This window comes from Myxococcus sp. CA005 (assembly GCF_006518205.1).
In the GTDB taxonomy this organism is placed as follows: Bacteria; Myxococcota; Myxococcia; order Myxococcales; family Myxococcaceae; genus Myxococcus; species Myxococcus xanthus.
Genome location: NZ_SRLV01000064.1, coordinates 22980 through 41503, shown reverse-complemented (window position 1 = coordinate 41503; position 18524 = coordinate 22980). Strand labels below are relative to the sequence as shown.

The 18524-nt window shown below is 64.8% G+C and carries 15 protein-coding genes; 13 read left to right on the top strand and 2 right to left on the bottom strand.

The window, feature by feature from the left end; translation table 11 throughout:
• Positions 1–7 precede the first annotated feature (7 nt).
• From FMQ63_RS25310 to FMQ63_RS25285, 6 genes are all read left to right on the top strand, one after another.
• Positions 8–1336, top strand: coding sequence for a hydroxymethylglutaryl-CoA reductase, degradative (locus FMQ63_RS25310; RefSeq protein WP_011554996.1), 1329 nt, complete (start codon positions 8–10; stop codon positions 1334–1336).
• 4 nt (positions 1337–1340) lie between these two features.
• Complete coding sequence (mvk, locus tag FMQ63_RS25305) at positions 1341–2273, top strand: mevalonate kinase (protein WP_011554995.1); 933 nt, start codon at positions 1341–1343, stop codon at positions 2271–2273.
• Between the two features lie 8 nt (positions 2274–2281).
• The gene (gene mvaD, locus FMQ63_RS25300; protein ID WP_026114029.1) at positions 2282–3268 is read left to right on the top strand and encodes a diphosphomevalonate decarboxylase; all 987 of its coding nucleotides are present in this window, start codon (positions 2282–2284) and stop codon (positions 3266–3268) included.
• Positions 3268–4347 (top strand): mevalonate kinase, encoded by a 1080-nt coding sequence (locus tag FMQ63_RS25295; RefSeq protein ID WP_011554993.1) that lies wholly within the window; start codon positions 3268–3270, stop codon positions 4345–4347. The genes mvaD and FMQ63_RS25295 overlap by 1 nt, the downstream gene beginning before the upstream one ends.
• 85 nt (positions 4348–4432) lie before the next feature.
• Positions 4433–5080, top strand: coding sequence for a hypothetical protein (locus FMQ63_RS25290; RefSeq protein ID WP_194866447.1), 648 nt, complete (start codon positions 4433–4435; stop codon positions 5078–5080).
• Positions 5081–5362: 282 nt separating this feature from the next.
• Positions 5363–5851 carry a DUF2247 family protein gene (locus FMQ63_RS25285; protein ID WP_020478673.1) on the top strand — a complete coding sequence of 163 codons (489 nt, stop codon included), beginning with the start codon at positions 5363–5365 and terminating at the stop codon, positions 5849–5851.
• A gap of 284 nt (positions 5852–6135) precedes the next feature.
• On the opposite strand, the gene FMQ63_RS25280 is transcribed toward FMQ63_RS25285, so the two are convergent.
• Positions 6136–6471, bottom strand: coding sequence for a hypothetical protein (locus tag FMQ63_RS25280; protein WP_141276754.1), 336 nt, complete (start codon positions 6469–6471; stop codon positions 6136–6138).
• A gap of 299 nt (positions 6472–6770) precedes the next feature.
• Between FMQ63_RS25280 and FMQ63_RS25275 the strand changes: the two genes are divergently transcribed.
• From FMQ63_RS25275 to FMQ63_RS25265, 3 genes are all read left to right on the top strand, one after another.
• Positions 6771–6935: a hypothetical protein gene (locus FMQ63_RS25275; RefSeq protein ID WP_225909385.1), complete on the top strand. Its 165-nt coding sequence runs from the start codon at positions 6771–6773 to the stop codon at positions 6933–6935.
• Positions 6932–7321 (top strand): hypothetical protein, encoded by a 390-nt coding sequence (locus FMQ63_RS25270; protein ID WP_020478675.1) that lies wholly within the window; start codon positions 6932–6934, stop codon positions 7319–7321. Before FMQ63_RS25275 ends, FMQ63_RS25270 begins: the two co-directional genes overlap by 4 nt.
• Before the next feature lie 339 nt (positions 7322–7660).
• The gene (locus tag FMQ63_RS25265) at positions 7661–9265 is read left to right on the top strand and encodes a hypothetical protein (RefSeq protein ID WP_225909384.1); all 1605 of its coding nucleotides are present in this window, start codon (positions 7661–7663) and stop codon (positions 9263–9265) included.
• Positions 9266–9538: 273 nt separating this feature from the next.
• Here FMQ63_RS25265 and FMQ63_RS25260 read toward each other — a convergent pair whose 3' ends face one another.
• A complete protein-coding gene (locus FMQ63_RS25260) occupies positions 9539–11809 on the bottom strand; it encodes a pyridoxal-dependent decarboxylase (protein WP_225909383.1) in 2271 nt (756 codons plus the stop codon).
• Between the two features lie 532 nt (positions 11810–12341).
• On the opposite strand from FMQ63_RS25260, the gene FMQ63_RS25255 reads away from it, so the two are divergent.
• The 4 genes from FMQ63_RS25255 to FMQ63_RS25240 all read left to right on the top strand — a co-directional run bounded on the left by FMQ63_RS25255 (position 12342) and on the right by FMQ63_RS25240 (position 18510).
• Positions 12342–13703 (top strand): serine protease, encoded by a 1362-nt coding sequence (locus tag FMQ63_RS25255; RefSeq protein ID WP_026114028.1) that lies wholly within the window; start codon positions 12342–12344, stop codon positions 13701–13703.
• Positions 13704–13867: 164 nt separating this feature from the next.
• Positions 13868–15556: an FG-GAP-like repeat-containing protein gene (locus FMQ63_RS25250; protein ID WP_011554986.1), complete on the top strand. Its 1689-nt coding sequence runs from the start codon at positions 13868–13870 to the stop codon at positions 15554–15556.
• Between the two features lie 21 nt (positions 15557–15577).
• A complete protein-coding gene (locus FMQ63_RS25245) occupies positions 15578–17425 on the top strand; it encodes an alkaline phosphatase family protein (protein WP_011554985.1) in 1848 nt (615 codons plus the stop codon).
• Complete coding sequence (locus tag FMQ63_RS25240; protein ID WP_011554984.1) at positions 17422–18510, top strand: lysylphosphatidylglycerol synthase transmembrane domain-containing protein; 1089 nt, start codon at positions 17422–17424, stop codon at positions 18508–18510. Before FMQ63_RS25245 ends, FMQ63_RS25240 begins: the two co-directional genes overlap by 4 nt.
• Positions 18511–18524: the final 14 nt, after the last annotated feature.

Sequence of the window (18524 nt, the reverse complement as noted above, 5' to 3'; positions counted from 1 at the left end):
GAAGAACATGTCTGACACCGTGACGTCCCGGCTTCCCGGGTTCCACAAGCTGCCGATGGAGGAGCGCCACGCGCACCTCTCCCGCATGTTCCGGCTCACGCCCGAGGACCTGCAGCAGCTGCTGGGCTCGGAGGCGCTCCAGCCTGTCCTGGCGAACCAGATGATTGAGAACGCGGTGGGGACCTTCTCCCTCCCGCTGGGCCTGGGCCTCAACCTCCAGGTCAACGGACGTGACTACCTGGTGCCCATGGCGGTGGAGGAGCCGTCCGTCGTGGCGGCGGTGTCCTTCGCGGCGAAGATTGTCCGGGAGGCGGGCGGCTTCATCGGCGAGGCGGACCCGTCGCTGATGATTGGCCAGGTGCAGGTGTCGCGCTACGGCGACCCGACGGTGGCCACCGAGCGCATCCTGGAGCACAAGGAGCAGATTCTCGCGCTGGCCAACAGCTTCCACCCGGCCATGGTGGCGCGTGGCGGCGGGGCGAAGGACGTCGAGGTTCGCGTGCTGCCGGCCCCGGAAGGGCCGCGCGGCGAGCCGCTGCTCATCGTCCACCTCATCATTGACGCCCAGGAGGCGATGGGGGCCAACCTCATCAACACCATGGCGGAGGGCGTGGCGCCGCTCATCGAGCAGGTGACGGGCGGCAAGGTGTACCTGCGCATCCTCTCCAACCTGGCGGACCGCCGGCTGGCGCGCGCCATGTGCCGCATCCCCATCCCGCTGCTGGCGGACTTCGAGATGCCGGCCGAGGAGATCGCCGAGGGCATCGCCCAGGCCAGCCGCTTCGCGGAGGCGGACCCGTACCGCGCGGCCACGCACAACAAGGGCGTGATGAACGGCATTGACTCGGTGGCCATCGCCACGGGGCAGGACTGGCGCGCCATTGAAGCGGGCGCGCACGCGTTCGCCTGCCGCAACGGGCAGTACCGGCCGCTGTCCACCTGGTACCTGGAAGAGGGCCACCTGGTGGGCCGCATCGAGCTGCCCATGGCGCTGGGGACGGTGGGCGGGCCCATCAAGATCCACCCGGGCGTGCAGATGGCGCTCAAGCTGATGCAGACCACGTCGGTGCGAGAGCTCGCCATGGTGTTCGCGGCGGTGGGCCTGGCGCAGAACTTCGCGGCGCTCCGGGCGCTGGGCAGCGTGGGCATCCAGAAGGGCCACATGGCGATGCACGCGCGCTGCGTGGCGGTGACGGCGGGCGCGCGAGGCGACTGGGTGGAGAAGATCGCCAACCTGCTGGTGAAGGCGGGCCACGTGAAGGTGGAGAAGGCCCGCGAGCTGCTGGCCAGCCTCCCCGCCGAGGATGCCGCGGCCGCGACCGGCACCACGGTCTGACGCCGTGGCTCCTCGTCCTGAATCCTTGTCGGCCTTTGGCGCCGGCAAGGTCATCCTGTTGGGTGAGCACAGCGTCGTGTACGGGCACCCGGCCCTGGCCGGGCCGTTGTCGCAGGGCGTGACGGCGCGCGCCGTGCCCGCGAAGGCGTGTCAGCTCGCGTTGCCCTCCACGCTCAGCCGCCCGCAGCGGGCGCAGCTCACGGCGGCGTTCGCCCGTGCGGCGGAGGTGACGGGCGCGCCGCCGGTGAAGGTGTCGCTGGAGGCGGACCTGCCGCTGGCGGTGGGCCTGGGAAGCTCGGCGGCGCTGTCGGTGGCGTGCGCGCGGTTGCTGCTCCAGGCGGCGGGGAAGGTGCCCACACCGAAGGACGCGGCGCGTGTGGCGTGGGCGATGGAGCAGGAGTTCCACGGCACGCCGTCCGGCGTGGACCACACCACCAGCGCCGCGGAGCAACTGGTCCTCTACTGGCGCAAGCCGGGGGCCGCCAAGGGGACGGGGCAGGTCGTGGAGAGCCCCAGGCCCTTGCACGTGGTGGTGACGCTCGCGGGTGAGCGCAGCCCCACGAAGAAGACGGTGGGCGCGCTGCGGGAGCGGCAGGCTCGCTGGCCGTCGCGCTACGAGCGCCTGTTCGCGGAGATTGGACGGGTGTCCTCGGAGGGCGCGAAGGCGGTGGCGGCGGGAGATTTGGAGGCACTGGGCGACGCGATGAACGTCAACCAGGGCCTGCTCGCGGCGCTGGGCCTGTCGTCGCCGCCGTTGGAAGAGATGGTCTACCGGTTGCGGGAGCTGGGGGCGCTGGGCGCCAAGCTGACCGGAGCTGGTGGAGATGGTGGGGCCGTCATTGGCCTGTTCCTGGAGCCCAAGCCCGTGGTGACGAAGCTCACCCGGATGGGCGTGCGCTGCTTCAGCAGCCAGCTCGCGGGACCGCGGGCGTCGTGAGTCTTCCCATGAAAGCCACAGCTCTGGCGCATCCCAACATCGCCCTGGTGAAGTACTGGGGGAAGCGGGATGACGCGTTGATTCTGCCGCACCAGTCCAGCCTGTCCCTCACGCTGTCACCGCTGTCGGTGACGACCACGGTGGAGTTCGGCGCCGCGAGCGACCAGGTGGAGCTCAACGGGCACACCGCGAAGGGCAGCGAGCGCGACCGCGTGCTGCGGCTTCTGGAGTTGGTGCGCGCCCAGGCGAAGGCCGACCTGGGCCCCGCGAAGGTGGTGTCTCGCGGGGACTTCCCCATGGCGGCGGGGTTGGCCAGCAGCGCGGCGGGCTTCGCGGCGCTGGCGGTGGCGGGACGCGCAGCGGCGGGGTTGCCGTCGGAGCCCCGCGCGGCCAGCATCCTGGCGCGCATGGGCAGCGGCTCGGCGTGCCGGAGCGTGCAGGGTGGGTTCTGCGAGTGGCAGCGCGGCGAACGTCCGGATGGAGAGGACAGCTTCGCGGTGCAGCGCTTCGACGCGGCCCACTGGCCGGACGTGCGCATGGTGGTGGCGATTCTCGACCGCGGCGAGAAAGAGGTGAAGTCGCGGGACGGGATGAAGCTCACGGTGGACACCAGCCCGTACTACCCGGCGTGGGTGAAGGACGCCGAGGTGGAGGTCGTGCAGGTGCGCGAGCACATCGCCAGGCGCGACCTGCAGGCCCTGGGTGAGCTGTGTGAGCGCAACGCGTGGCGGATGCACGCGACGTCGTTCGCCGCGAATCCGCCGCTGAGCTACATGAGCCCCGGCACGCTGGCGCTCATCCTGCACCTGAAGGAGCAGCGCAAGAAGGGCATCCCGGTGTGGTTCACGCTGGACGCGGGGCCAAACCCGGTGCTGCTGACGGACGCCGCGCACGAGGTGGCCGCGGAGGCGCTGGCCCGCGCGTGCGGCGCGCTGGATGTGATTCGCTGCGTGCCCGGCGGTGACGCGGAGCTGAAGGCGGAGCACCTCTTCTGATGGAGCGCGCCCTCTCCGCGCCGGGGAAGCTGTTCCTCTCCGGGGAGTACGCCGTGCTGTGGGGCGGCGTGGCGCGGTTGGCCGCGGTGGCGCCGCGCACCGCCGCGTATGTCCGCCGCCGCGCGGATGCCCGGGTGCACGTGTGCCTGGAAGAGGGGACGCTGGCGGGAAGCACGACGCCGCTGGGCGTGCGCTGGGAGCGTGAAGTCCCCGCGGGGTTCGCCTTCGTGGCGCGGGCGCTGGACGAGGCCCTGCGCGCACATGGGCGCGCGAGCCAGGGGTTCGACCTGGCGGTGGCGCCGTCCGCAGTGGGGCCGAACGGGCAGAAGCTGGGCATGGGCGGCAGTGCGTGCGCGACGGTGCTGGCGGCGGAAGGTGCGCGCTATGTGCTGGAAGAGCGCTACGACGCCCTGAAGCTGGCGCTGCTGGCGCACACGCAGGGGCAGGGCGGGAAGGGCAGTGGCGGGGACGTGGCGACGAGCTTCGCCGGTGGCGTGCTGCGCTACCGGCGCTACGACGTGGCGCCCTTGATTGAGGCGAGCAACACCGGGCGGTTGCGCGCGGCGCTGGCGGAGTCTCCGTCGGTGGACGTGTGGCGGCTGCCTTCGCCTCGGGTGTCGATGGCGTATGCCTTCACCGGCGAGAGCGCCTCGACGCGGGTGTTGATTGGCCAGGTGGAGGCTCGGCTGGAGGAGGCGGGCCGCCGGAGCTTCGTGGAGCGCTCGGACACACTGGGCCATGCGATTGAGGACGGGCTGAGCGGCGGAGACTTCCGGGCCTTCTCGGAGGCCGTGAAGGCGCAGCACGCCCTGCTGCTGGAGTTGGGGCCGCTGGAGACGGAAGGCATGCGCCGCGTGCTGGCGCTGGCGGCCACGTACGGCGCCGCAGGCAAGCTGTCCGGTGCGGGCGGAGGGGACGGCTGCATCCTGTTCGCGCCGGATGCGCAGGTCCGTGCGGAGATGTGCAAGGGATTGGAAGCCCGGGGCTTCCACACCCTGCCGCTGGACGCCGAGTCTGGCGTGCGCGGCGAGGCTCAGGCGGAGGTCCGTCTCCGGACCTGGGTGCGCGCGCTGAGCTGAGTGCGTTTCTCCTGGGCTTGTCGGCTATCTGGCGCGCTACCCCGGGAGTCTACGCCCTGGAACCCGGTTGCTTTCTCCGCACTGCTTGGGCGGTGAATATACTTGGCATGGGCAGTCTCTCTGCGGTTTGGTTTTCCAGAAAGAAATGAGCCACCGGATCGCTGCACTGTATCGTTTCGGAGCTTCCGAATTGGTCGTTTCGGAACTCAGGAACGTACTTCATTGCGCAGGCGCCTCTTTGGTGCATCCGCAGCATGGATACATCTTTGTACTTGATGCAGAGGGGGACCAGGTTCTCTCAACCGAGGCAGCCTTGTTTCAGCTCTTGCATGAACAGGGGGAGGTGAGTTTTCAATGGTGGCTGGACGCTATGCCGAGTGTCTACTGCCGTGTCCGAGCCATTGGTGATGTCATTGTGGTGGAGTTTGGGCTTGAGGGGCTGACGTCACGGGAGCGGTCGCTTATCGGAGAGGCACTGCTGGAGTACGTCCGAAGCGAGCGTGAGCATGTCGTTGCGTTCGTCTATGACCCCGAGGGGGTGACCGAGGATTGCGACATGGACGCCCACTTCGTACGAGGAGAGATTCTCGACTGGCGCCGGCCTGACGTTGGTTTCCCAGACGTCTTGGTGGTTCGCGAGTCAGTTCAGTTTCGGTTGAAGAACGCTCCATCGAATGTTGAGAGAGTCTCGGTTGATGGTCTTGTTGTAATGAAATGGAGGCAGCCAGGGTAGGACGCCCGGACGAGTTGGCTTGGGGGGGGGGCGAGCACTTGAAGAGGGTTCAAGACGGGAGCGCTGCACGAAGGGAGGGCTTTTTCGATCGCGGGGCGAGTCGCAGGTAAATGTCGCGGCCGGTATGGCAAGTGCTGTTGCCTGGGGGATGCCACTCGCTCGTGCCGGTGTGTCTGAGAATTCAGATGGCGAGATGATCGCACGGTCCGGAAACTTCGAGTGCATCCTTGGTCCCAACGGTGTCGTGTCTCGGCAGCGGTTCGTTTCGGGCGGAGTTGTCACATGCACGCCGAATCAGGTCGTACGGTGAGGACGCGGCTTACTTGGCGCGAGGTTCTCTTCGGCGTCGACAACGAACTCTTGTCCTCCGAGGTGCCGGTCGAAATGGCTGTCGAGCAACTCGGCATCGAGGATTGGCCTGTGCGGGCGCTCGCCGAACTGGCGGACCTGGAGCCGTGGAAGTCGCCTCGTAGTTGCGTGGAGGCACTCGCGGGAACCGAAGCAAGTCAGGACGCAGAGGCGATAAAAAGCAAGTGGCTCTACCTCGTGTTGGCCTGGGTGTTCATCAACAGGGAGCACTTCTCCGATCCACTTGAGATGGGTGAGAAGATTTATGCCGATTTTGGGTACCCAGAGCGTGTCGCCCGGTTCATCCGATACATGCCTTCTGACGAGCCCGATCTTGGTAGTCGCGAGATGAATGAGCGGAGGCTCTACAGCCAGTGGAAGAGCTACTTGGACGAACTGTCTTCAGAGTACGCTCCCCGATGAGTCGCGCTCGGTGCGGAGGCTGGGGCGGAAACTGGAGGGCCATGGCCGGTGAGCGAGTCCACGCGCATTTTCCCGTCTGAGTGTGAGAGCTGCTGGGTAGCACTCTCGCGATGGGATGGCACTTGGGGGCGGGGCTTCCTGAGCGCGCGCTGCGGGGCGTCGTCCTGTGGCGCAAGCGGAACTTCGGCGCGCAGAGGATTTGATTCCAGCGTCTCGCGGGACTTCGTCGTCATCAGCCACGGGGCGCACGCCGCGACGGGCTCCTCAACACCTCTGCTGAACGGTTACCTTGCATCAGCTTGGGGGCAGACATCGACGTTGAGTTCAACAGCGTCACCCTCGATCTCGATCACGTCTCCGCTCTGAATCTCGATTTCAAGTCGCTGCCACCCGTCTTGAATGGACAGGTGGCGGACTTCGTTGATCGACACGCTTGGGCCCCAAGGTTGCTCTCGGGAACAGCGAAGCAGCGTCGAACCCGTGACATGAATTTCGGCGTGGCGTGCAGCCTCCTCGCTCAGCCGCACCCGAACGTGGGTCTCGCCCGATGCCCACTCAGTGGTCACGGAAACCAGAGTTGCATCGTGAAGGCGGTCCCATCCGATGTTTGCGACCTGCATGGCGTTCACCTACGGATGCCTGATGGGGAGATGTGCCGCCGATGGCTGAAAGCACCCGTACAGGGTAGCTCAACTCTTGGCCGTCGTCCGTTTCCAGTGCCTCTGCATCCAGAGCATCGAGGAGATCCGCATGAACGCCAGCCTCAGCGTCCTCTCTCCTCGGCCTTCAGGCCGAGGTCCGCAAGGACGAGGTGCGCTCCACTTCGGAGACTGGCGCTACCGGAGCCATGCCCTGGGCAAGAATGCCGGCTTCGAGCAGCTCAAGGTGCTACATCGTCGGGGAGGAGTCGAACGAGCTCGTGGGCTCCATGGCGGCGGTTATCCGGATGCTTGACGAACTGTTGGCCATCATCGTGCAGTCCATGTCGGCGGCAGGTAAGATGAGCTTCATGGCGGGGGTGCTGGTGCCCGAGGAGGACCGCGTGAAGTACAGCGCCGTCACCGGTCTCAGGTGGAACACATGAGTACTTTCGAGGGTGCGCGAGCGCTCGATGAGATTGCAAGACGGTGGGCGCTGCACGACGGGAGGATTCTGTCGATAGCGGCGCGTGCCGCAGAGCACTGCGGAGTGCTATTGGAGCTCGTGTGCTCCCCGAGGCCGGAAAGCCCCGTGGCAGAGTTGCGCATCCGCTTTACGGGTGTGACCCGGATCGAATTCCGATGGTCTGAGGAACAGGCATTCTATTTCGTTCCTGGGTACAAGGCGCTCGTTCAGCCGTCGGGCATGGTCTATCTCTCCCTCGACCCTTACGATGATACAGTCGCAGCAATCGATCCGAGAGATGCCAGCGTCATTGAGGCGCGCGGGATCCTTGCTGAGTTCGTGATGAAGCCCTCTTGGCCCGGGTGAGAGGCGTGGGCGCTGATTGGCAATTTCTTTCAATGCTCCTGTGAGTGCCTTGTTCCTGCTCTGTCATGGCAGGGCTGGTTTGATGTGTCAGAAGTATTATATTCTCAATGTCCGATAGTTGCGGTGCGCTGTGCGTAAGGTTTCTCTCACTATTGGTCGCTATTGGTAGGCAAAACGCGTAAAACACTTCGCACCTCGAAGAGCGTCGGCCGCGTAACCCACTGACAAACCAGCCCCGCTGGCATCACCCATGGGTTGGCCTATTGATTGAATTGCGACAGTCGTTCTGCTGCATATGTTGCACAGTGGCACGCAGCTGCGGGCTGCGCGGTGGGGCTCATGCAAAAGCTGTCAATGACTGTCGTGATGCTGTGCGGAACGCTCGTGTCAGGGTGCCAGGGAGGAGAGGAGGAGCAGCCGGCCCTCGAACAGTCAGGTGGCCCCGGTATCGCGGCGTCTGTCGCGTCCTCAAGTCAGGCGGTCGTCTCTCCGGCCCTCGCGGCATCGCTCTCGTGTGTCGAGACGTACGTCAATGCGGGGACCTGCGACTGGGCGCACTGGAGTGAGATGTGGGAGACCTGCGAGACCTACGAGCACCCCGAACTTGAGGACGGAGTCTTCCTTGAGGCAGTGCAGGTAGAAGACTGCACGGTGGCCAACTGGTCTACGTTGCGCGCACAGCTTCTCGCACCGCGCACGCCTTTCGTCAGCGTGCGCGACAGTTGCAATGGGGAGTCCCAGATGATCTACGAGGCCGCGTCCAACGGCTGCCACTCGTTGGATGCAGCCGCGGGCGCATCCTTTTTTGACGTACCGATCGGCAAGAGCGTGACGCTCCATTCTGGCGCGCACTGCACTGGAGACTCGGTCGCCGTCGAGACCGACGCGAGCCTCTGTGAGACTTCGTTCGACAGTGGTGCAATCGCGAACGATAACGTGCGCGCGTTCCGAATCAGCGACATCGAGGCACCCTCGTCGCCGTACCGATATACCTGCGCCGACGATGAGCCGACGTGCGTCCAGAACTTCAACAGCAGACTGGGAGGCATCAACAAGAAGCTCACCGTCCGCGCCGTCCGGATGACCCTCGCTGGCAGGGCAACTCCCTCGATGGACGCCATCAAGAGAACCATCGGTAACCTGAGCGACCACTTCTCCGTCGCGTCTCGTGGTCAGGTCCGCCTGGACCTCATCGGTTCGCAGACCGTGAGCGTGACTTCCCAGAACTGCAAGATTGCCAAGCAGCAGGCCAGACAGAAGTCCAATTCGAACGCAGACCTGACCGTGTATGTACTGCCTGGCGGGATGTGCGATACCTCGAACGGCGGGGGGCGCAGCGTCTACATCAAAGGCAACCTGTTCCGGGACTACGCCCACGAGGTGGGGCACGTCCTCGGGCTCGGGCACGGCAACCGGCGCGATTCCACGACGGGCAAGCAGGTGAGGTCTGCCGACTCGAGCACGTACATGGGCAAGTTTGCGTCAGACAACTACAACCTCCCACAGCTCCACTGGTTGGGGTGGACCCAGAAGGAGGAGCTCGTCAAGGTCAACTCGGCCATCGACAACGGTGGTTCCATTGACGTCACGCTCCGTCCGGTGGGCGCCAATGCCCACAGCACCAGCAGCCTCCCTCTAGGCGCGGTCTGGGAAGTTCCCGACACCGAGCAGCGGCTGTTCATCGCCGTGCCAAAGGCGCGGACCAACAGCTCGAACGAGATTGAGGGCGGCACGGTGTTCGTGTACCGCGGCTCCAGGGCCGTGGGCTGCACGGGCATCTGCCTGGGAACGCTTCAGTTGGCGCGGTTCAGCGCCAAATCGAACAACGAACACGAAGCGACCGGCATCTTCGTCAAGCCGGTGGCCTACACCAGCCATTTCATCCAGGAAGACGGAAAGCGCATCGAGGTGTTCTCCTCCGTCACGCTGCGCATCAGGCGGTAGGGGCAGTCCGTGACTGAAACCGGTGCGTGCTGAGCACCAGCACCTCGTCTCTCGCGGCGGTATGCTGCGCCGCGAGAGCGGGGCGCTTTTCCCCTCACCTGCTCTCCCCGGTCAGCGCCTCGAGCGCCATGGTCACCTCCCGCCTGGGCCGGTGCGCCCCCAATCACGGATGCAGATGGGGTTTTCCGAAGACGACGAGGTTGCCAGGCCTTGAGAAATCCAATGCCTCACGGGCTCAACAACCTCGTCGCTGACAGAGCTCCCTGAAGCGCGTCAGCGCGAGCACTTCGATGAGGTGCCGCGCATCTCGTTGAGCGCGTCCATCACGGCCGCTCGCAGCTCCTCGATGATGGTGTCGAGGAACGGCCGACCCTGGAGGTCTTCGGTAATCCAGGGGTCCATGATGACGGAGCGCAGCACGGTGATGCGGCCCTCCTCGCCACGTCCCGACGCCGTGCCACTCCCCAACAAGCGCGTCTTGTAGTCGTCGAAGAACTTCTTGCCGTAGTCCTCCTCGATGAAGTCCGTGGTGCTCACCAGCAGCCGGTAGCCGTAGATGTCACGGCCATCGGCTTTGACGCCCAGGCGCTCGTAGATCATACGGTTGAAGGTGTTTGCCTCCTCCAGGCTCGTGTTGAGTCCCTGCTCGGTCTTGAAGTTGAAGGCGTAGGTGAGGATGTTGAGGTCCGCGCCCGTTTCGCGCAGCAGCTCCAGTTCCTCCTCACTCGAGGCGCTAAGGAGCTGCTCCTGACGCATGCCCTGGATTTGCTGACGCAGGAACTCCAGCGCCTGCTTCTCTCCGCCGTACTTGCGCTTGAGGGAATCGGAGAGCTTGAATCGCGGACCCGGTACCACGACGAAGTCGCTCGCCACGGTGTTCATCGTCAGTAGCCGGGCATGGAAGAGCTTGCAGTTGTAGAGCGCCCTTCCGAGGATCTTCCCGTAGCCACGTTGGTCGGGTGGCACGACGGCATGACTGAGGTACACGCCCGCCGCCGCGGCACCGGGCTTGGATCCCTCGATGCCGTACTTGCCCACGGTGAGGTCCTCCTGGCTCCCCGCTGTGTTGATGTAGGGCGCCTCGAAGGCCACCAAGCTGCGCATGGACTGATTGCGGTAGCACAGCGCACCGGCGGGGTAGGGCAGATAGCCCGTCTTGTGCGGATCCACGGTGATGGTGTCCGCCTCCGGGAGGGCCTCGAACTGCTCCGTGACATAGCGGCTCAGTGACAGCACGGGGGCGGGAGGCCCCGCGAGGCGCTTGTTTGAACTCGGCGGCGCGCGGAGGAGTGAGGCGAAGTACCCGCCCCAGGCCGCGTCGGCGTGCACGCAGAACGACATCCCCTGCGGATGGTACTTCTGCCGGCGAAGCGCCAGCACGGACGCGAGCGGGTCCACCAACCCTTCCTCCGTCGTCCCCATCACGGCCGTCACCGCGATGACGGGCTGCTTGTCCTTCATGCATTGGTCCAGCCGCGCCTCCAGGGCCGACACGTCCATGCGCCCCTCTTCATCCAGAGGAATGCTGAACATGTGGTCCGCGCCGATGCCCAGAATCGCCGCCGCCTTGGGCAGCGAGTAGTGCTTCGAGCCTGGGACCATGAACACGGGCGCCGGGAGGTCTCCCAGGTAGCGGCGGGTGAACTCCACGAGCCCTAAATCCTGGAGCATGTAGTTGCTCACGTTCGCCGTCAGGGTCTCCGGCGGGATTTTGAACTCCTCATGGATGCGGGTGGGGAGGCCCAGCACCTCGTCCACATCCAGGTTCAACGCTTGCCACGCATCCAGGTCAACCAGACGTGCCTGGGTTCCCGAGGGCAGCGTTACCTTGAGGGCCTTCGCGGCGGAAAGCGTGGACTCCCGCTGAAGGGCCTCGCGCAGGGACAGGGGATAGAACTTCAAGTTTCGCGCGGCCCACATCGCCTCGATGTTGGCGGTGGTGCCACCGCTGGTCAGATGGCTCCAGGGCCGGATGCCGTTCTGCTGGGTGTAGCCCACCATCCGGCACAGGTCCTCGCCAGCACGGACCTCCAGGACCGTCGTCAGCGGTGAGGCCTCCAGCGCGACGTTGTTCTGATTGTAGAGCATGGCCGCGAAGTAGCCGGCCATGCCCGGGAGCGTCTGCTCCCACGTCATGTGGCCCTGGTAGCGCATGCTGAAGAACGGCGCGGACTTCTTCAGCTCGGCCAGGAGGTTGTCGAACTCGGTGTGCAGTGTGTCGAGCGCCCGGAGGTAGCCCGGGTCTCTCTTGATGCTCTGGGTGATGGCCGGTGGGTCCATCGGGTGGAAGTTCCGGCGCCAGAAGGAGTGGTCTCTCAGGGCCTCCAGCACCAGTTGCTCGAAGATGTCCGCGTTCTCCGCGCGGGGGCCCAGGAACCAGGCCTCGACGTCCCGCTCGTTCTCGAGCGGTGCCTCCCTGCCGTGGGTTGATTCCCACAGCAACTCTCTGTGCGCGAGTTGGTTGGTCTTCAGGCGCTCGCGCAAAGCTTGTTTCAATCCATCAAGGGCATGACTGGAGTAGTCCGGCTGGGACTTGTGGGCCATGTGGGGCTCCTTGCGGCGGGGACGGGCCATGGCCGGACGCGGGGAGCGTACTCAGCCACGGGGCGCTCAGATATACCTGATGCGTTCTCAACCCCTTTGGGCATGTTGCGCTGTTGTCTGTAGATGACAGTTTCCTGCCCTTCAGGGCAGGCAGGCCGCAATTGCGCTCATTCGGAACGTCTGGCCGGTCATGGCCAGAAATCCGCGCTCTTCGATGACTGCCAACCGTCATTGCTGGCGCGGTTGATAGCCAGATGCAATGACTCTACGCGCATATTTCCGTGCCGACTTCTGGCGCCGCGCACATTTCGCTGAACGGGCGCTGATGGCATACGGGGGCTTGGGAGCTCCGTGTATCAAGTTGTTTTCTTTGGTAGTAGTGGAAGTCCGCGTGCTGCAACTCGAATTGAGGTCCAGGTTCAGGCTGAAATTCGTTCAAAGTTGCTTGCGGACTCTCAGTGAATGCTGGTAATTCCGGAAATGTTTGCTGCTCGACATTCCAGGTTCTCAACTCCAGCAGGGGCCGCCCTCCATGCAGGTCATTCTCACTCACGTGCGACGGAAGCTTTTCGGCGTGCTGCTCTGTTCCCTTTCAGTAGCGTGCGTGCAGGACTCCGGCCCCGTGACAAAGGGAGGCGACACGTCCGCCCCCACGGACACGCTGCGACAGGGCGTGGTTTACGGTGTTGATGACCGCAAGGACTATTACGCGCACTCCGATGCGACTCTGAAGAAGTTCACCCGGGAATCGACCGTGGCGTTGGTGGACGTCGCGGACCTCGACACGAGCAACCCCTCGAGTATCGGCTTCTTCTCGCAGACGCTACAGGAAGCCCAGGGCCTTTGTTCCGACCAGAGGTTCTTGAATGACCCGACGGCTGCTTTTTGTTCGGGCACGCTCATTGATAACGACCTGGTGCTCACCGCGGGCCACTGTGTGAAGGGGCCGCTGTCGTGTGCATCCACGCGCTTCGTCTTCAAATATTACCGAACGGGAGCGACCACCCTGGAACCGGTGACGTCGGAAGACGTCTTCAGGTGCAGTCGCGTCGTCGTGCGCAACGCATCCACGGTGGGTGGCCGTCAGTTGGACTATGCCATCGTCCAGTTGGACCGCCCTGTCAGTGCATTGCGCGCTGTTCCAGCGCCTGTTCGCATGGACAGCGTGGCGCTGTCGACGACGACCCAGTTGGCTGTGATCGGCTCGGGTAGCGGCATCCCCTTCAAGATTGATTCGGGGGGCAAGGTGCTTGCCTCGCGTGCTTCCACGTTGGACTTTTTCGTCGGCGACACGGATACCTTCGGAGGCAACTCAGGGTCGGGCGTCTATGCGAAAATCGACGGCAGCTATTTGCTGGCTGGTATCCTCGTGCGTGGCAACAAGGACTACGTCAAGCGCATCGGACCGGCGGGCGAATGCTATGTCGTCAATGTCATCACGTCCATCGGTAGTTGCACGGATGCCATTTGCAGCGCTGAAGCCATCAACTACGTGCGGCCCGCCATCGATGCGTATTGCGCTGTGGCGACCAACACGCGGCTGTGTCCTGGTCAAGGACCAGCGACACCGGTGACGTTTGATTTCGCGACCAGCGGCACCAACAATGCGACGCGTAACACTGTCGCCCAGAATGTCACGTTGTCGGCGGGAGAGACCCTCTATGTGGGGACCGCCATGGTGATGTACGCCACAGCCAGGGGGGACACGTACTTGCGCCTGGATCGATACGAGACCAGCACCAATACGTATACCGGGGTCGCGAACAACGACGATGCCTATGACAGCCTCTCCTACATCCGGTACACGGCGAAGGTCGCGGGTACGTACCGGATTCGCGTTGGCTGTGCTCGGGACAGCGCCTGTGCTGGAAGGGTGTCGTATATCATCCGTTAGGGGTTGGGCAGCAGGTGTGTGTCCCTCCTTCGCGCTTCAATGTCGATTCCGGGGGCTCATGAGCAGGATCATGGTCCCGGTCATCTGCCCGTCTATCCATTGTTTCCGCCGTTGATAACCCATTCCGGAGCCGGACGGTCCCCGTCCAGACAAGTGAGAGCCTCGTGCGGCGAACCCTGACCTTCCATGCTCTGCCTCTCATCCTGATGTTCGTGGGTGGCCTTCTCATCACGGGTTGTGGTGGATCCGACGATGCGCTGACATCATTCGAACAAGAGGCGACCGTCGATGCTGACTCGGCAGGGCTTTACGCCGCCTCGGCGTACATTTGGGATTCTCGAACCATCTCCGTCTGCTGGGAGAACCCATCGGCCGCTGGCGATGTCGAACGAGAATGGGTGCGGAGCGCGGTCGAGGGCACCTGGGGCCTGATCACGCCGCTCGACTTCACTGGCTGGGGGGCGTGTCTCTGGAATCCGGGGAGCATCCGCATCCTCATCGAAGATACCTCCGATGGCTCCTTTACGTATGGCTTGGGGTGGAACAATGAGGCGCTCTCTGATGCCATGGTGCTCAACCTCACTTTCCAGCATTGGATGCAGAACTGTCAGGACACGCGAGAGCGCTGCATTCGTGCCATGGCGGTTCACGAATTCGGTCATGCGCTCGGCTTCGCTAATGAGGAGGCGAGAATCAGTTCGTCCAGTTGTCGGGGGAGGGGGGCTGACGACGCCGACACGGTGTTCGGGGAAGAAGTAGATTCCGATTCGGTCATGTATGAATGTGGCGACAGTCGCTGGCGTCGGGGCGGTCGGTTGAGTCAGTATGATATCAAGGGTGCCACCCTGCTCTACGGTGACTCGATGTGGGGGCGCCAGTTTGGAGCTGACCAAAGCGCTGGGGGGTGGGAGGTGGGCTACCACGAGCGTGTCATGGGGGATGTCACTGGGGATGGACTCCCTGACATCGTCGGCTTCGGCTATGCGGGCGTGTTTGTCTCCCGGACCGTGTACGTGCCCCCATCTTTAGATGCCGGTTACTTCGCTCCCTCGCTGCTCCATCTTCAAGCTTTCGGCTATGCTCAGAACTGGCGCGTGGACCGGCACCCACGTACCGTCGCGGACGTCAATGGCGATGGCAAGGCGGATCTCATTGGCTTCCATGACGCTGGCGTACACGTCGCGCTGTCGAATGGCTTCGGCTTTGGTTCGCCCCAGTTCTGGGTGGGGGATTTTGGCTACAATGTCGGTCAATGGCGAGTGGAGAGCCATGTGCGCACCGTCGCGGATGTCAATGGTGATGGTAAGGCAGATGTCGTTGGGTTTGGTGATGCGGGTGTATATGTTTCTCTTTCCACGGGCTCTTCGTTCGGTGCTTCGAGGCTCTGGTTGGGAGATTTTGGCGTAAACCAGCAGTGGTTTGTGCCCTATACCGTGCGCGCCGTCGCGGACGTCAACGGCGATGGCAGGGCGGACATCGTTGGCTTCTCCAAGAGTGGCGTATACGTCGCGCTGGCCAACAACACGGGCACTGGCTTCAATCCCACCCAGCAATGGACTTCTGAGTTCACCTGGGACCAGGGATGGCGTGTGGATCGCCATGTGCGCACCGTCGCGGACGTCGATGGTGATGGCAAGGCCGACATTGTTGGGTTTGGAGAGAAAGAGACCCGCGCCGCCCTGTCGACGGGCTCCAGCTTCTCTGCGTCCACGCTCATGTCGCCGGATTTTGTCTACGGTGTCGGAGACTGGCGCGTGAACAGGCACCCTCGCTTCGCCGTGGACATCAACAACGATGACCGAGCCGACCTCATCGGTTTTGGCGACCTGGGTGAGTACGTGAAGCTGCGCTGAGCCAGATGATCCGCGTGCTTCGTGCTCCTGACGCGGGGGATGCGGCGCTGCGCCACACGTCCAGTCACAACCATGGCCGGGTGGCTGCCGCGTGTAGGTTTACGCGACAGTAGGGGGGGGCTCACGGCGCCCGCCCGCTTGCTTCCGTTCTTGTCCAGGGGCGGCCTCTCCCAGGAAACGTCGGCGGCTGCCCGCCCGCTCTCCTGGAAGGCGGCTCACACCCCGGGGCGGCTGTTCTCTCAAGTGCTCATCTTGGCTGCCGGAGGAGGGGAGGCGACACCCGTGAGCGCTGTGCTTCCACCAGCGATGCATCTATGGGCTCACAGCCTCGTGCGCCGGGTCCGGGAGAAGGTGCCACCCGCGCCGGGACGCAGGGCGAGGAAGCTGCTCCTCGTCCACCTGGATGGCGTCCCCAAGAGCCTGCTGGATGAAGCGCTCGTCGCGGGGCGCATGCCCTTTCTATCGCGGCTCGTCCGCTCGGGGGCCTTCCATCTGGACGAGGCCTTTTGGGGAGCGCCCACGTCAACGCCTTTCTTCCAGGCAGGCCTGCTCTACGGCATGCGCCATTCCAACCTGCCGGCCTACTCGTGGTTCGACCGTGAGCTGGGCCGCAAGGTCCAGATGAACACCCCGGCGGATGCGCTGGCCATCGATCAGCGCCTGCGCGGTGCGGGCCGCACCAGTCTGCTCGAGGGTGGGGGCCACGGGTATTTCTCCCTGTTCCGAGCGGGAGCAGAGAACGCGCTGAGCATGAGCACGCTGGCCAGCTTCGAGCAGATGTCGCGCGCGTTCTCCTACGAGATGCTGGGGTTGCTCACCGCGCGCACTCGCGGCATCTGGGACTACCTGCGCTCGCTGGGCATGGACACCTGGGCCGCAGCGCGCGAAGTCGCCCACTGGGCTCGTGCGCTTCACGATTGGCGCCACGAGCCGGCCTTCCTCTTCAGCCACGTCTTCCTCCAGCGGCTGGGTTGGAGCTTCGCCTTCACCAAGTCCTTGGTGGACATGGCGCGGGGTGTCCCCGTCATCTATCTGGTCTACGGCAACTATGATGAGGTGGCCCACCGCCGGGGGCCGCGCTCCGAACAGGCTCGCGCCGAGCTGCACCGCGTGGATTCGTACCTCGCGGAGCTATACGCTGTGGCGGGCGCGGTGGAGCAGCCCTACGACGTCGTCTTCCTCTCCGACCACGGACACGTGGACTGTCTGCCCTGGGAGCAGCGGAAGGGCCAGCCCCTGGCGCAGTGGTTGACGGCGCCCCACGGTGACGGACCTCTCTCCGACGACGCAGTCCGCGGACTATGCGACGGGAGGGCTCACCCGGAGCTGGACACCCAGCCTCGAGCGCCATTCACGCCCGTGGCCATCGACTGCGGCAACTTCGCCCATGTGTACCTGTCTGGTGAGTCCAAGCCGCTGGAAGCCATGGCCCTGCTCGAGCGCCACCCCGAGGTACTGGCCCGGGTGACGCGGAGTCCAGACATTGGCCTTGTCACACTGAGACGAGGCAACAGCGCGGTCGCGCTCGTGCGCGACGGCGTCTACACCGTGGACACGCTGGACCGTGCCCCACTGTCCGCCGAATTCAGCAAGCGCGCGGTGGCAGACTTCCTCCGCGTACTCCCGACCATGTCCACCGCGGGCGACCTGGTCCTCTTCGGCGAAGCCGTGCAGCGCGGTGGCACCGTGGGCTTCGCCTGGGAGTTCGGCTCGCACGGAGGACTGACTCGCACGGAGGCCAACAGCCTGGTGTGCTGGCCCGCGAAGGCGCCCGTGGACCTGTCCGGCCTTTCTCACTGCGTACAGCTCCATGAGCGGCTCGCGGCGGTCTTTCTCGACAACACCCCACGACTCCGGTTGGTGCCGTGAAGGGGAGGGCGAGGCACGCCGGAGGCCGGGCGCTGCTCAAGGCGCTGCTCGCCGTCTTCGGGCTCGTGCTGTCCGTCGTCCTGCTGTCCACTGCCTTCTTCAAGTGGAACCTGAGCGGCACGGGGCCGCTGCTCCAGCCGCGCTTCCCGCTGGGGGACTTCGTAAGGGACTTGCCCCGCCACCTCGTGTGGCTGGTGCCCTTCATGCTGCTCCAGGCCTCCATCATCCCGCTGCGCGCGGTGCAGTGGCAGCGCACCCTCCGTCGGCATGTGCCCCTCAAGGAGCGCTACCACCTGGTGGCCATTGGCGCCTTCGTCCACAACGCGCTGCCGGGAAAGCTGGGCGACGTCATGCGCTCGTTCCTCCTGTCGAGGACGCAGCGCATCCCCTTTCTCCGGTGCCTGGGCACCGTGGGCGTCTGCAAGCTGATGGAGTTCGCAGCGCTGATGCTGCTTGTCATGCTGTCGTTGCTGGGCCCCTTCGGCCGGACGCTGTCCCGCTTCGAGGGGGAGCTGAAAGTTGCCGTGTTACTCTGTGTGGGGCTTGTTGCGCTGGTGGTGTTTCTAGCGCACTGGTCCGGTCCGCTCGCCTTCGCCCTCCACCGTCGCCACAAGCTCCCGAGGGTGGAGGGCTTCCTCCACCACGTCAGCGAGGGCCTGGGCACCGCGCGCTCCTTCACGGGCATGGCGAAGGTGTTCGTCTTCTCGGTGGCGCCAGTGCTGGCCTCCGCGCTGGCCTACGGCCTGGCACTCCACGGCATCGGCATCTCCGGCGGACTCTTCGCCGGGGCGGTGGTGCTGGGGGCCATCTCCCTGGGGCAGTCGCTCCCGGGTGTCCCCGCGGGCATGGGCATCTACTACTTCGTGACGAGCTGGGCGGCCCGCAGCCTCGGGGCCTCGCCGGAGGACGCGGCGGCCTTCGCCACGCTCACGCACCTGGGCACCGTCATCAGCCAGGTGGCCGTGGGAGCCGTCTCCGTCCATCTGCGGAAGATTCGCATCCGCGACTTGCGCAAGGGCGGGAGCCTCGCGCGGGAGGCCGCGAGCCACGTGGCGCACGATGCCGTGGAGCCCGCGCGTTCCTGACCCCTGAAAAGCGA

What these genes read in the sequence shown, in the direction of transcription:
- FMQ63_RS25310 (WP_011554996.1), top strand. Translation starts at nt 8, where the DNA reads ATGTCTGACACCGTGACGTCCCGGCTTCCCGGGTTCCACAAGCTGCCG.
- mvaD (WP_026114029.1), top strand. Translation starts at nt 2,282, where the DNA reads ATGAAAGCCACAGCTCTGGCGCATCCCAACATCGCCCTGGTGAAGTAC.
- FMQ63_RS25295 (WP_011554993.1), top strand. Translation starts at nt 3,268, where the DNA reads ATGGAGCGCGCCCTCTCCGCGCCGGGGAAGCTGTTCCTCTCCGGGGAG.
- FMQ63_RS25285 (WP_020478673.1), top strand. Translation starts at nt 5,363, where the DNA reads ATGCACGCCGAATCAGGTCGTACGGTGAGGACGCGGCTTACTTGGCGC.
- FMQ63_RS25280 (WP_141276754.1), bottom strand. Translation starts at nt 6,471, where the DNA reads ATGCAGGTCGCAAACATCGGATGGGACCGCCTTCACGATGCAACTCTG.
- FMQ63_RS25270 (WP_020478675.1), top strand. Translation starts at nt 6,932, where the DNA reads ATGAGTACTTTCGAGGGTGCGCGAGCGCTCGATGAGATTGCAAGACGG.
- FMQ63_RS25265 (WP_225909384.1), top strand. Translation starts at nt 7,661, where the DNA reads ATGCAAAAGCTGTCAATGACTGTCGTGATGCTGTGCGGAACGCTCGTG.
- FMQ63_RS25260 (WP_225909383.1), bottom strand. Translation starts at nt 11,809, where the DNA reads ATGGCCCACAAGTCCCAGCCGGACTACTCCAGTCATGCCCTTGATGGA.
- FMQ63_RS25255 (WP_026114028.1), top strand. Translation starts at nt 12,342, where the DNA reads ATGCAGGTCATTCTCACTCACGTGCGACGGAAGCTTTTCGGCGTGCTG.